At 73.6% G+C, this 12,395-nt stretch carries 12 protein-coding genes; 8 read left to right on the forward strand and 4 right to left on the reverse strand.

Annotated features, from left to right (window positions below; all coding sequences use genetic code 11):
* Positions 1–68 precede the first annotated feature (68 nt).
* From paaB to IT780_RS00510, 6 genes are all read left to right on the forward strand, one after another.
* The gene (paaB, locus tag IT780_RS00485; protein WP_199510015.1) at positions 69–368 is read left to right on the forward strand and encodes a 1,2-phenylacetyl-CoA epoxidase subunit PaaB; all 300 of its coding nucleotides are present in this window, start codon (positions 69–71) and stop codon (positions 366–368) included.
* Between the two features lie 10 nt (positions 369–378).
* Entirely contained in the window at positions 379–1,248 is an 870-nt protein-coding gene (paaC, locus tag IT780_RS00490) for a 1,2-phenylacetyl-CoA epoxidase subunit PaaC (RefSeq protein WP_199509339.1), read from the forward strand.
* Positions 1,242–1,733, forward strand: a complete 492-nt coding sequence (paaD, locus tag IT780_RS00495) for a 1,2-phenylacetyl-CoA epoxidase subunit PaaD (protein WP_199509340.1) — start codon at positions 1,242–1,244, stop codon at positions 1,731–1,733. The genes paaC and paaD overlap by 7 nt, the downstream gene beginning before the upstream one ends.
* 1 nt (position 1,734) lies before the next feature.
* Positions 1,735–2,793, forward strand: coding sequence for a 1,2-phenylacetyl-CoA epoxidase subunit PaaE (paaE, locus tag IT780_RS00500; protein WP_199509341.1), 1,059 nt, complete (start codon positions 1,735–1,737; stop codon positions 2,791–2,793).
* A gap of 116 nt (positions 2,794–2,909) precedes the next feature.
* Complete coding sequence (locus tag IT780_RS00505) at positions 2,910–3,608, forward strand: cutinase family protein (protein ID WP_199509342.1); 699 nt, start codon at positions 2,910–2,912, stop codon at positions 3,606–3,608.
* Positions 3,609–3,699: 91 nt separating this feature from the next.
* Positions 3,700–5,913, forward strand: a complete 2,214-nt coding sequence (locus tag IT780_RS00510) for a putative bifunctional diguanylate cyclase/phosphodiesterase (protein ID WP_199509343.1) — start codon at positions 3,700–3,702, stop codon at positions 5,911–5,913.
* A 43-nt stretch (positions 5,914–5,956) separates the two neighbouring features.
* On the opposite strand, the gene IT780_RS00515 is transcribed toward IT780_RS00510, so the two are convergent.
* Entirely contained in the window at positions 5,957–6,559 is a 603-nt protein-coding gene (locus IT780_RS00515) for a class I SAM-dependent methyltransferase (protein WP_199509344.1), read from the reverse strand.
* Positions 6,560–6,696: 137 nt separating this feature from the next.
* Between IT780_RS00515 and IT780_RS00520 the strand changes: the two genes are divergently transcribed.
* On the forward strand, positions 6,697–6,897 hold the full coding sequence (locus tag IT780_RS00520; RefSeq protein ID WP_199509345.1) for a hypothetical protein: 201 nt from the start codon (positions 6,697–6,699) through the stop codon (positions 6,895–6,897).
* Positions 6,898–6,959: 62 nt separating this feature from the next.
* On the opposite strand, the gene IT780_RS41450 is transcribed toward IT780_RS00520, so the two are convergent.
* From IT780_RS41450 to IT780_RS00535, 3 genes are all read right to left on the reverse strand, one after another.
* Positions 6,960–8,600 (reverse strand): hypothetical protein, encoded by a 1,641-nt coding sequence (locus IT780_RS41450; RefSeq protein ID WP_233412027.1) that lies wholly within the window; start codon positions 8,598–8,600, stop codon positions 6,960–6,962.
* A gap of 226 nt (positions 8,601–8,826) precedes the next feature.
* Positions 8,827–9,771: a polyprenyl synthetase family protein gene (locus IT780_RS00530; protein WP_199509346.1), complete on the reverse strand. Its 945-nt coding sequence runs from the start codon at positions 9,769–9,771 to the stop codon at positions 8,827–8,829.
* Positions 9,768–11,816: an MMPL family transporter gene (locus IT780_RS00535; protein ID WP_233412028.1), complete on the reverse strand. Its 2,049-nt coding sequence runs from the start codon at positions 11,814–11,816 to the stop codon at positions 9,768–9,770. The genes IT780_RS00530 and IT780_RS00535 overlap by 4 nt, the downstream gene beginning before the upstream one ends.
* Before the next feature lie 73 nt (positions 11,817–11,889).
* Here IT780_RS00535 and IT780_RS00540 point away from each other — a divergent pair, with 73 nt between their 5' ends.
* Positions 11,890–12,378, forward strand: coding sequence for a MarR family winged helix-turn-helix transcriptional regulator (locus IT780_RS00540; RefSeq protein ID WP_199509348.1), 489 nt, complete (start codon positions 11,890–11,892; stop codon positions 12,376–12,378).
* The last annotated feature ends 17 nt before the right edge of the window (positions 12,379–12,395 follow it).

Raw genomic sequence — 12,395 nt, forward strand, 5'->3', positions numbered from 1 at the left:
CTCTCGTGCCGGCGGTCGGCGACGGCCGTGACGGTGAGGGCCAGGAGGGCATGCCAATGGGACGCAGCATGAGCGAGCAGGACATCCGGCACGAGTGGCCGCTGTTCGAGGTGTTCGTCCGCGCCAAGCGGGGCCTCAACCACGTGCACGTCGGCTCGCTGCGCGCCGCGGACCACCGGATGGCCCTGCTGCACGCGCGTGATCTCTACACGCGGCGCAACGAGGGCGTCAGCATCTGGGTGGTGCGCTCCGACGACGTGGCCGCGTCCAGTCCGGACGAGAAGGAGGCGTTCTTCGCGCCGAGCGGCGACAAGGCGTACCGGCACCCGACGTACTACTCCATCCCCGACTCCGTACCGCACATCTGAGGCGGCCACCATGTCCTTCGACGCGGCGTACGAGGCACTGACCGACCACGACGACGACACCCGGTGGGCGTACGGCACCGGCTTCACCGACCCGCTCGCCGGGGTGGACACCGCGGTGCCGCCGGGCGTGCCGGGCGCGGAGCTGGCCGCGTACTGCCTGATGCTGGGCGACGACGCGCTGATCATGTCGCACCGGCTGCAGCAGTGGGTGACCCGCGCCCCCGAGCTCGAGGACGAGCTCGCCATCGCGAACATCGCCCTGGACCTGCTCGGGCAGGCCCGGCTCCTGCTCAGCCGCGCCGCCGAGGTGGAGGGCGCCGGGCGGGACGAGGACGCGCTCGCCTATCTGCGCGGCGAGACCGAGTTCCGCAACGTCCGCTTGGCCGAGCTCGCCGACGCCGACTTCGCGCACCTGGTCGCCCGGCTGCTCGCCTTCTCGGCCTGGCGGCTCGCGCTGCTGGACCGGCTGACCGCCTCGGCGGACCCGGTGCTGGCGGCCGTGGCGGCCAAGGGCGTCAAGGAGGTGACGTACCACCGGGACTACGCGGCCCAGTGGGTCGTACGCCTCGGCGACGGCACCCCGGTGTCCCACGAGCGCATGCAGGCCGCGGTGGACGCGGTGCTGCCCCTGACCGCCGAGCTGTTCGCGGTGTCCGGCGTCGAGCGCAGCCTGGCCGGTGCCGGTGTGGCGGTGGAACCGTCCACCCTGCGCGACGAGGTCGACGCGGTGTGGGGGCAGGTGCTGCAGGCCGCCACCCTGCGTCCGGCCACCGTCCCCGCGAGCGCGCCGGGCCGGGAGGCCGGGCACACGGAGGCGCTGGCGGAGATCCTCGCCGAGCTGCAGGCGGTGGCGCGGTCGACGCCGGGCGGCGTGTGGTGACGGCCGCCGCGGTCGCCGCGCGGGTCACCGACCCGGAGCTGCCCCTGCTGACCCTTGCCGACCTGGGCATCCTGCGCGAGGTGGAGGAGCTCCCCGACGGGGTCGTCGTGACCGTGACGCCGACGTACTCGGGCTGCCCGGCCATGCAGACCATCCGCGACGACCTGGTCCGCGCCCTGGGCGAGGCCGGCTATCCGCGCGTCGAGGTGCGCACCGCGCTGAGCCCGGCCTGGACCACCGACTGGATCACCGAGGCGGGCCGGGCCAAGCTCGCCGCCGCGGGCATCTCGCCGCCCGGTCCCGCCCCGCGCCGCCCGTCCGGCCCGGTGCCGCTCACCCTCGGGGCGCCGCGGCGCGACATCCCCTGCCCGCACTGCGGGAACGCGGCGACGGACGAGATCGCCGCGTTCAGCGCGACGGCGTGCCGATCGCTGCGCCGCTGCCCGGCCTGCCGGGAGCCGTTCGAGCACGTGAAGGAGATCTGACGTGGTGGTCCGCGAGTTTCACCCGCTGCGGGTCGCCGCCGTCGAACGGCTCTGCGCCGACGCCGTCGCGGTGACCTTCGACGTTCCCGGCGAGCTGGCCGGCCGGTACGCGTTCCGTCCCGGCCAGGCGCTGACGGTCCGCCGTACGGCTGGCGGCTCGGACGAGCGCCGCACGTACTCGATCTGCTCGCCGGCCGGGACCGCCCCGCGCATCGGCGTCCGCGAGGTGCCCGGCGGCGTGGTGTCGTCGTGGCTGGTGCACGACGTGCGGCCGGGCGACGAGATCGACGTCGCCCCGCCCACCGGCTCGTTCACCCCGGACCTGCAGTCGGGCGGCCGGCACGTGCTCATCGCCGCCGGTTCGGGGATCACCCCGGTGCTGTCGATCGCCGCGTCGCTGCTGCAGGGCCCGAAGGCGACCGTCAGCATCCTGTACGGCAACCGCCGCGCCGACACGGTCATGTTCGCCGAGGAGCTCGCCGACCTCAAGGACGCCCATCCGTCCCGGCTGGAGCTCGTGCACCTGCTGTCCCGCGAGGCGCGGGAGGTCGAGCTGTTCAACGGCCGGCTCGACGCCGCCAAGCTGCGGGCGCTGCTGCCCGCGCTGATCGACGTGCCGGCCGTGGACCACTGGTGGCTCTGCGGGCCGTACGGGATGGTCAGCGACGCCACCGACGTGCTCGGCGGCTTCGGCGTGCCGGCCGACCGCCTGCACCGCGAGCTGTTCTGGGTGGACGAGGCGCCGCCGGAGCCGGTACGCCCCGACCGGCAGCCGTCCGGGCCGGGCAGCGAGGTGACCGTGGTGCTCGACGGCCGGTCGACGACGCTGCCGGTCCTGGCCGGCCAGACGATCCTCGAGGGTGCCCAGCTCAGCCGCCCCGACCTGCCGTTCGCCTGCAAGGGCGGGGTGTGCGGCACGTGCCGGGCCAGGGTGGTGGAGGGCGAGGTGACGATGCGCCGCAACTTCGCGCTGGAACCGGCCGAGGTCGCCGCCGGGTACGTGCTCACCTGCCAGTCCACCCCGTCGGCGCCGAAGGTCGTCATCGACTTCGATGCGTGACGGTTCGCCACCCGGTTCAATTGTGCACGTGATGTGAAAAAACCAACGTCCGCCGTCGTCCGAGGCCTTTTCTGCGTACCGGGTGCAGGAAGTGTCGGCTTCGAAGGGATGGCGGAATGCGGTTACGCACAGTACTCACAATCGTCGCAGCGGGGGCGGTCGGCGTCGCCGGTCTCGTGGTGGCGCCCCTGACGTTCGCCGCGCAGGCCCCCGGCAACGCCTGCCCCGACGTCGAGATCATCGGGGCCCGGGGCACCACCGAGCGGCCCGGGCTGGGCGTGGTGCTGACGCCGCTCGCCCAGCAGATCACCCGCGCCGTGCCGCAGACCGTACGCACCACAGCGCTGGACTACCCCGCGAACTTCAACTACACCGCGAGCGTCCAGCAGGGCGTCACCGCGCTCGCGGCCGGCGTCCGGCGTACGGCGGCGGCGTGCAAAGACACGCAGTTCGTCCTGATGGGCTATTCGCAGGGCGCGAACGTGGTCGGCGACGCCCTCGCCGGGCGCTCGGTGCGCGGCCGGGCGGCGGGGCAGCCGGCCATCCCGGCGAACCTCGCGGGCCGGGTGGCGGCGGTGCTGCTCTTCGGCGACCCGACCTTCACCGCCGGGGAGGACTTCAACGTCACCGACGGCACCCGCAACGGCATCCTCAGCCGCGGCGCCGGGCGGCTCGACGCCTTCGCGGCGCGTACGCAGTCGTTCTGCAACCGCAACGACCGCTTCTGCCAGGGCGGCACCAGCCTCGCGGCGCACCTCGACTACGCCAGGTTCCGCGCCGACGCCACCGGCTTCGTCGCGGACCGCGTGGGGTAGCCGGACGCCGGGCGGGCCGCGGCACCGGCCCGCCCGGCCCACGGGGTGCCGAAAGTCTCACAACCGGGGTGCACCCGCCGATGGACACCCCGTGCAACCCGCCGAGATCGACGACCACACCGCGGAATACTGGGCGCGCCAGCTCCGTATCGGCGCCGCCATCGCCGCAGGTGTGACGATGCTGGGCTCGTTCCGCGTGGCGGTCGACTGGCCCAGCGACCTGCGGTGGTGGGTGCTGCCGATGCTGGTCGCCGCCGTCCTGCAGCTGGTCGCGTTCCGGCTGCCGTGGAACCGGCTCGTGCGCAGCGAACGGACCCGGCGCTGGCTGGTGCTGTGGTGGGTCGCCGAGCTGCCGGCGGTGTGGTTCTTCGGCGTCACCGACGTCGACGGGCACATGGCCTACATCCCGTGCGTGGCGCTGCTGCTGGTGCTCGCCGCGGCCCTCTACGGCCCGGCCGTCGTGCTCGGCATCGGCATCGCCGCGATGGCCGGGTACGCGGTGCTGCTGCCCGCGCAGACCACCGCCGATCCGCTGTCGATCGTCACGCTCACCGCGATCATGGCGAGCGTCGTGGTGGTGTGCGCGATCAACGCCCAGAGCCGGCGCACCCTCGACGAGCGGCGGCGCTCCACGGACCGCCGGACGGAACTGCTGCTCGAGGCGTCCTCCGACGCGGTCTTCGCCATCGACGTGCACAACAAGGTCCGGTACGCGAGCAGCTCCCTGCGGACCATCCTCGGCCGCCGCCCCGCCGAGCTCACCGGGCAGCTGCTCGGGCAGATCATCCACCCCGACGAGATGGCGGCCGCCCGCGACTGGCTGCACGCCCTGTGGGCCGCCCCGGCCGGGCACACCTCGCGCACCGAGGTCCGCATGCTCGCCGCCGACGGCAGCTGGGTCCACCTCGACGTCATCGGCACCAACCGGGTCGACGACCCGGACCTGCGCTCGGCGGTCATCAGCCTGCGCGACATGGGTACGCGGCGGGCCCTCGAGGAGCAGCTGCGCCACCAGGCCTTCACGGACCGGCTCACCGGCCTGCCCAACCGCACGCTCTTCCGCGACCGGCTGGAGAAGGCCGTCGCCGGGCTGCTCGACACCGAGGTCGCGGTGCTGCTCATCGACCTCGACGACTTCAAGCTGGTCAACGACGACCTCGGGCACAGCCTGGGCGACGAGCTGCTCGCCACCGTCGCCGACCGGCTGCGCCGCGAGATGCGCCCCGGCGACACCCTCGCCCGCCTCGGCGGCGACGAGTTCGCCGTCCTGGTCGAGGACATCGACGAGCCGTCCGCGGTGGCGCTGGCCGAGCGGCTCCTGCGCGCCGCGCGCGAACCGATCCGCCTCGCCAGCCGCGAGCTCACCTGCTCGCTGAGCATCGGCATCGCCGGCGGCACCCGCCCCGCCGAGCACCTGCTGCGCGACGCCGACCTCGCCATGTACGCCGCCAAGCGGGCCGGGCGCAACGCGTACGCGGTCTTCGACCCGTCCATGTCCCGGTCGGTGCTGGAGGAGGCGCAGCAGCGCGTCGACATGGAACGCGGTCTCGCCGAGGAGCAGTTCGTCGTGCACTACCAGCCCGTCGTGGACATGAACACCCAGCGCCTGACCGGCGTCGAGGCGCTCGTCCGCTGGCAGCACCCGCGGGAGGGGCTGCTCGGCCCGTACCGTTTCATCGCGAGCGCCGAGGCCAACGGCCTGATCGTGCCGCTGGGCCGGTGGGTCCTGCGGCAGGCCTGCCGGCAGCTGGCCGCCTGGCGCCGCGAGACGCCGGAGGCGGCGAACCTGCGGATGAACGTCAACCTGTCGGCCCGGCAGTTCCAGGACGACAGCCTGGTCGCGGACGTGGCCGCGGCGATCGCCGACGCCGGCATCCCGGCCGGCCTGCTCACCCTGGAGATCACCGAATCGATGCTGATGGAGGACGTCGCGGCCGCGATCGACACCCTCGGCGCGCTGCGCGGCCTCGGCGTCCGCCTCGCCATCGACGACTTCGGTACGGGCTACAGCTCGCTCAACTACCTCAAGCAGCTGCCCGTCGACATCATCAAGATCGACCGTACGTTCGTGGAGCAGGTCGACACCGACGCGGACGACGTGGCGCTGGTGAACGCGGTGGTGGGCCTCGGGCAGGCGCTGCGGCTGCAGACGGTCGCGGAGGGCATCGAGACCGACGAGCAGTGGCTGCGGCTCCGGCAGATCGGCTGCGACCAGGGCCAGGGCTACCTCTTCGGCCGCCCCGGAGCCCCGGACGCCGTCACCGAGATGCTGGCCCGCCAGGCCGTCGCCGACGCCGTACGCTGACCGCCGCCGGCGGGCTGCCGGGCGGGTGCCCGGCGGCTGCGGCTCAGTCCCGGAGCTTGGCCAGGGCGAAGATCTGGCTCTCGGGCGGGCCGCCCGCCGGGACGAAGTCGACCGTCTCGATGCTCTCCACCTCGAAGCCGGCGGCGGTCAGCTTCTCGGCCAGCAGGTCCTGCGGGTAGCCGGAGACCGTGACCGGCACGCCGAGGAACTCCACGGGCAGGCTGTCGGCGTCCAGGTTCACCATGCCGATCCCCAGCCGGCCGCCCGGCTGCAGCCAGCCCGGGATCCGGCCGAGCGTCTTCTCGATGTCGGCGCGGCTGAGCATGAGCAGCGAGAAGAAGGCGGTCACCGCCCCGAACGTGCCCAGGTCGTCCGGGAGCTCGCGGATGTCGGCGCGCAGGAACTCGGCCGCCGGAACCTGCTCGCGGGCCAGCCGCAGCATGCCCTCCGAGACGTCCACCCCGACCACCCGGCGCCCCGAACCGCTGAACACCTGGGCGGTCGGCACGCCCGTCCCGCACCCGAGGTCCAGCACCGGCGCTCCGGCCGGCGCGAGCGCGTCGATCCTCGCGATGAGCGCGGCCTGGTGCGGGTTGTGGCTGTGCTCGCCCTGGTAGAGCTCCGCGAGCTGATCGAATGCCTCCATGCGGCGCAACCTACCGGGCGGCGGGACGCCCCGGCCATGGGCTCAATGTCCTCATCGGACGCCCGTACGGCCGGTTGCGGTATCACGGCGGCCCGCCGCGACATCCACCAGGCAGGACCGACGAGAACGGGGGAGCCATGTCGACAGAAGACGCGAAGGCCGTACCGGACGAGGACGCCGCGGTGGCCGGCTGGGCGGGGCCGACGGCAACCGATCCCGGCGCCGAGGGGGACGACCCCGGCAACGAGGGCACCGGCAAGGGCCCGACGCTGGACGCCGGCGGTGACGAGGGTGGCAGCACCACGGGCAAGGGCGTGACCGTCGACGGCGAGGACTGAGGCCGGGGACGGACGACGGCCCGGGTCGATGCCGACCCGGGCCGTCGTGCTGCGCGTACGCCTCAGTCGCGGTCGGCCTCCGCCCGCCGGCGCCGGGTGGCGCTGAGGACCAGCAGGCCGGCGAGGATCAGCACCGCGCCGCCGAGGCTGATCGTCATGACGTTCGCGCCGGTCAGCGCGAGGCGGTTGCTGCCGGTGGCCTGGACGTCGGCCACCTCGGTGTCCTGCGCCGCGGCCGGCTCGTCGGGCGCGCCGTCGTCCGTGCCGGCCGCCACCGCCGCCTTCGTCGAGCTGGTCGGCTTCGGCTTGGCGGTACGCCCGGTCACGTTCTGCGCCGGCGACTCGTCCTCGTCCTCCTCGGCGGGGGCGGTCGTGGTCCGTACCGGCTTCGCGGTCGCGGGGGTGTCCTCGTCGTCCTTGTCGCTGTCGCTGCCGCCGCCGTTACGGGGCGGCAGGCTCACGGTCGGGGACTTCGGCGGGGTGGTGCCGGTCTCGGTCTTGGGCGTCGCGGTCGCGCCGGGCTTCGTGCCACCGTCACCCTGGCCGTCGCCGTTGTCGCCGCCCTGGTCACCGCCGTTGTTCCCGCCCTGGTCACCGCCGTTGCCGCCGTTGCCGCCCTGGTTGCCGTCGCCACCGTTGTCGCCACCGGTGTTGTCGCCGCCCTGGTTGCCGTCGCCGCCCTGGTTGCCGCCGTTGTCGGCCGGGGGAGTGGTCGGCTGGTCCTGCCCGCCGCCCTGGTTCCCGCCGTTGTCACCCTGGTCGCCGCCCTGGTCACCGCCGTTGTCGCCACCGCCGCCGTTGTCACCGTTGTCGCCGCCACCGCGGACCGTGACGCGGACGGCGTCGATCGCGGGGGTCTGGTTGGCGCGCTGCATCATCGGGACGCGGTGCGAGCCGTCGCCGGCCCACGAGGCGCACTGGGCGATGCCCGCCTGCGGCAGGCCCGGCACCTGGATCGTCACCGTGTCGGGCTGGGCGCCGCCCTTCTTGTCCTCGGTGGCCACGAAGAACGCCGGTACCGGGGCCGGGTCGACCGCCTCGTTGGTGCTCTGCAGCATCCGGCAGGCGGTGTGGAAGTGACCGCGGACGAGGCCCTCGGCGGTCAGCACCGAGCTCTCCACGTAGTAGCCGCCCTGCCCGGCCGCGAGGAAGCGGTCGCGGACCAGGTTGCGCGTACTGACCTTCAGCGTGAACGGCTGGCCGACCTCGACCTCGCGCGGGGAGTCCGTGATCAGCAGCGTCGGGTTCTTCGCCGCCTCGCCCACCTCGCCGAACTCGGTCGAGACGCAGCGGTTGCCGTTCTGGAAGCCGTCGTGCGGGGTGAGCCGGCTGTCCTCGCACGTGTCGGTGGTGATCTCCAGGCCGTTGACGGTCTTCTTGATCGTGGCGCCGTCCTTGCACTCACCGGCCGGCTCGGGCGCCGGCTTCTGCTCGCCCTTCGCGAGCTGGCCGTCACCCTTGTGCTGGACGTCGCCGTCCTTGTCGGTGTACGTGCCGACCCGCGGGTCGGTGGCCGCCTTCGCGTTCGCCGGCGACGGGGTCGCGGCCGCGGGAGCGCACGCCGCCACCTTCGTCTCGTCGGCGTTGGAGATCTGGGTGATGCCGACGACCCCGCCGCCCACGACGAGGGCCGCGACGGCGGCGATGACACGACGGTCGGGACCCCGGCGGGTAGCGGCCCGGCGGTAAGACGACCTTCGCATGGGTGATACCTCTTCTGTAGTCTCTCGCTCATCGTCCGCAACCATTCGCAGGTCTGCGGACGCCGTTTCCGGCCCCCTTCTGAGCTGGCTCCCAGACGGTAAGAGCCAGGAACGGGGAAAGCCATGTGACGCCAGATTCTTGAGGCATTCTTAGGCGCGAATTAAAGAAGAAATATGTGATCCGCCGAGAACCGCGGACATCATCCGAACGGACGATGCCGGGGGTTCACCGCCGGGCCGGATTTTTCTCCGGAATCAGGCCGCGATGGCGCGGGGAGATCAACCGTAGCTGGCGTTCGGCGTACGCGCGGGGCAGGTCGGCGAGGTCCGGCCGGAAGCGGGTGGCCTGGTCGACGAGCTCGTCGATCGTGCGCAGCGTCTCGGCGATGCCCGGTCCGCGCCGGAGCAGGCGGGTGGCGGTGTCGCGCTCGGCGGCGGTGAGGCCGGGACGCAGCAGGTCACGCAGGCGCGGCTCGGCGGCGAGCGTGTGGACGGCCGGCAGGGTCACCGTTCCGGCGGCGAAATCGGCGGCCGTGGGTTTGCCGTACGTCTCGTCGTCGGAGAGCAGATCCAGCAGGTCGTCCAGCAATTGCAGGACGATGCCGAACGCCAATCCGTACGCGCGCAGCCCGTCACTGTTCCGGCCGGCGGCGGCGGCGCCCAATTCGCACGCGGTGGCGATGAGCGTGCCGGTCTTCAGCTCGGCGATGCGCAGCGCGGTGGTGGCGGTGACGCCGGGATCGTGGCGGTGGGCGGCCTCGAGGGCCTGACCGGCGCACAGGTCCACCAGCGCGTCGCTCGCCAGCGCGGCGGCGTGCACGCCGGCCCGGGCGGCGTACCGGCCGGCGAGTCCGATGAGGACGTCACCGGCCAGCACGGCGGTGCCGGCGCCCTCGGCGGCGTGCACGGTGGGCACCCCGCGCCGTTCCGGGGCGTCGTCGAGCAGGTCGTCGTGCACGAGCGTGGCCAGGTGCAGCAGCTCGACCGCGGCGGCGGCCGGGACCGCGGCGGCCGCATCGCCGGCAACGGTGAGCACCAGCGAGGCCCGCAGCCGTTTCCCGCCGGCCAGCGCCAGCCGCCGGCACGGCCCGGCCAGCGAGGCGGGGAGGCCGTCGAACGCCTGGGCCAGCATGCGCTCCACCGCGGCCGGGCCCGTCCCGGCACCGCTCATCCGGTCACCGCCGTAACCCGGTCCGGCTCGGCCGCGGCTTCGCGCCGGCGCGGGCGCACCGGCCACCAGAAGCGGTCGCCCAGGAGGGTGGCCAGGGCGGGGACGAGGACCGTACGCACCAGCAGTGTGTCCAGCAGCACCCCGAGGCCCACGATCACGCCGATCTGGGTCAGCGTGATGATCGGCAGCACGCCCAGCACCGCGAACACCGCCGCCAGCAGGATGCCGGCGCTGGTGATCACCGCGCCGGTCGCGGCCAGGGCCTGGATCATGCCGTCCCGGGTGCCCCGGTGCGCCGCCTCCTCCCGGGCCCGGGTGACCAGGAAGATGTTGTAGTCGACGCCGAGCGCGACGAGGAACAGGAACGAGAAGAGCGGCACCTGGTTGTCCAGGCCCGGATAGTCGAGGACCTGCCGGAACAGCCAGGATCCGGCGCCGAGGGCGGCCGCGAAGCTGGCGATGACCGTCGCGATCAGCAGCAGCGCCGCGACCACCGCGCGCAGCAGCACGCCGAGCACGAGCAGCACCACGAGCAGGATGACCGGGACGATCACCCTGAGGTCGTCGCGGGACGCGTCCCGGTTGTCGAGGGCGGTGGCCACGCTGCCACCGACGAGCGCGTCGCCGCCCGGTACGGCGTGGACGGTGCTGCGCAGCGTACGGATGGCCTGATAGCTCTCCGGGGTGTCCGGCGCGGTCGTGAGCACCGCGTCGATCCGGACCACCGTGGGGGTCTGCTCGGCGATGCGGGCTTGGGCGACGCCCGGGGTGGCGGAGACCGCGGCGAGCACTTCCTGCGCCTTGGCCGGGGCGGCGATCACGACCGCGGGGTCCGCCGCGCCGGCCGGGAACGACCTGCTCAGCGTCTCGAGGCCGTCGACGGACTCCGCCTGGACGCGGAACTGCTCGGTCTGCGACAGGCCGAGCCGGGTGCCGGGGATGCCGGCCGCGCAGACCGCGAGCACCACGATGGACAGCGCCGTGACCAGGCCCGGCCGGCGTGCCACACCGGTGCCGACGCGGGACCACAGCCGGTGCGACAGCTCGTCGCCGACCCGCGGGATGAACGGCCAGAACAGGCCGCGGCCGCAGACCACGAGCGCCGGCGGCAGCACGACGAGCGCGAAGAGTGCGGCCACGCCGATGCCGAGCGCGGCGGTCACGCCGAGCGCGACGGTGTCGCCGAGGCTGGCGAGCAGGAGCGTGAGCAGGCTGAGCACCACCGTGGCGGCGCTGGCGATCACGGCCGGTCCGGCGCCGCGCAGCGCCCGGCGCATCGCCTCCCGGCGGTCCTCGTGCCGGTGCAGCTCCTCCCGGTAGCGGGAGATCAGCAGCAGCGCGTAGTCGGTGCCGGCGCCGAACACGAGCACGGTGACGATGCCGACGGTGGAGTCGCCGATGGTGAGGTCGGTGTGCCGCGACAGCACGGCGACCAGCCCGCTCGCGACCCGGTCGGCCAGACCGACGACAGCGAGGGGTACGAGCCACAGCAGCGGGCTGCGGTACGTGATCAGCAGCAGCAGCGCCACGACGACGACGGTCACGATCAGCAGGTTGGTGTTGGCGCCGGTGAAGCTGTCGGCGATGTCCGCGGAGAACCCGGCGCCGCCGGTGACCTGGGCGGTGAGGCCGTCCGGGAGCCCGGCGCGGGCCTGCTCGCGCAGCTGCTTCACCCGCGAGATGAGCTCGTCGGCGGGCAGGCCGGCGCTGAGCGGCACCACGATGGTCGCGGCGTCGCGCCGGTCGGAGAACACGGGCGGTCCCGCGGCGCGGAGCTGCTTCGCGTCCGCTGTGATCTTCGTCGTGTCCGCGGGGGTCAGCGGCCGGCCGTCCCGGCTGTAGACGATGAGCGCCGGGTTCTCCTGCCCGGAGGGAAGTTGCCGCTGCACGGCGGCCACCCGGGTGGATTCGGCGCCGTCGGGCAGCGTCGCGGTCGGGTCGTTCGACGTGCGTGCGGCCCCTGAGGTGCCGATGACCGCGCCGGCGGCCAAGAGGGCCACCAGGAGTACGAGCCAGGCAGAGAGCCGTCCGGTGAGCGTCCGCATCATTCCTCCGCCATGAAGTATCTCGACCATCGAGATTGTTACCCAGGGCGCCGCCGTCTGCAACACTGAGCGCGTGTACCGGGCGCGGGAGTCGGAGCGGGATCGGCTCCGTGAGGAGATCGTCAACCTGATGCGGTCGTACAGCGTCGAGGCGCAGCACGTCGGCCAGGCCTTCGCCCAGCGGCACGGCCTGCACCCGACCGACCTGCAGGCGCTCATCGCGGTGATGCACGCCGAGGGGCGCGGCGACCCGCTCACGCCGGGCCGGCTGGGCGAGGCGCTGGGGCTGTCGTCGGGCGCCACCACGGCGGCGATCGACCGCCTGGAACGCTCCGGGCACCTGCGGCGGACCCGGGAGAGCGCCGACCGCCGGGTCGTGCATCTGCGCTACGGCGAGCCGGGGATGGTGCTGGCGATGCAGTTCTTCCGGCCGCTCGGCGAGCGTACGGACGAGGTCATGGCGGACTTCGACGACGCGGAGCTGGCCACGGTGCACCGCTTCCTGGCCGGGATGACGCAGGCGCTCTCGGACCACCACCGCGACGTGCGATCCGCAGGCTGAAGCCGCAGCCGGCGGGC

Origin of the sequence: Nucisporomicrobium flavum, from assembly GCF_016464385.1 — a bacterium.
GTDB classification, from domain to species: domain Bacteria; phylum Actinomycetota; class Actinomycetes; order Mycobacteriales; family Micromonosporaceae; genus Actinoplanes; species Actinoplanes flavus_A.

Bases quoted from the DNA above. Each gene is read 5' to 3' on its own strand.
- IT780_RS00520 (WP_199509345.1), top strand. From the start codon at position 6,697: ATGTCGACAGAAGACGCGAAGGCCGTACCGGACGAGGACGCCGCGGTG.
- IT780_RS00535 (WP_233412028.1), bottom strand. From the start codon at position 11,816: ATGCGGACGCTCACCGGACGGCTCTCTGCCTGGCTCGTACTCCTGGTG.
- IT780_RS00505 (WP_199509342.1), top strand. From the start codon at position 2,910: ATGCGGTTACGCACAGTACTCACAATCGTCGCAGCGGGGGCGGTCGGC.
- IT780_RS00515 (WP_199509344.1), bottom strand. From the start codon at position 6,559: ATGGAGGCATTCGATCAGCTCGCGGAGCTCTACCAGGGCGAGCACAGC.
- IT780_RS41450 (WP_233412027.1), bottom strand. From the start codon at position 8,600: ATGCGAAGGTCGTCTTACCGCCGGGCCGCTACCCGCCGGGGTCCCGAC.
- paaB (WP_199510015.1), top strand. From the start codon at position 69: ATGAGCGAGCAGGACATCCGGCACGAGTGGCCGCTGTTCGAGGTGTTC.
- paaC (WP_199509339.1), top strand. From the start codon at position 379: ATGTCCTTCGACGCGGCGTACGAGGCACTGACCGACCACGACGACGAC.
- IT780_RS00530 (WP_199509346.1), bottom strand. From the start codon at position 9,771: ATGAGCGGTGCCGGGACGGGCCCGGCCGCGGTGGAGCGCATGCTGGCC.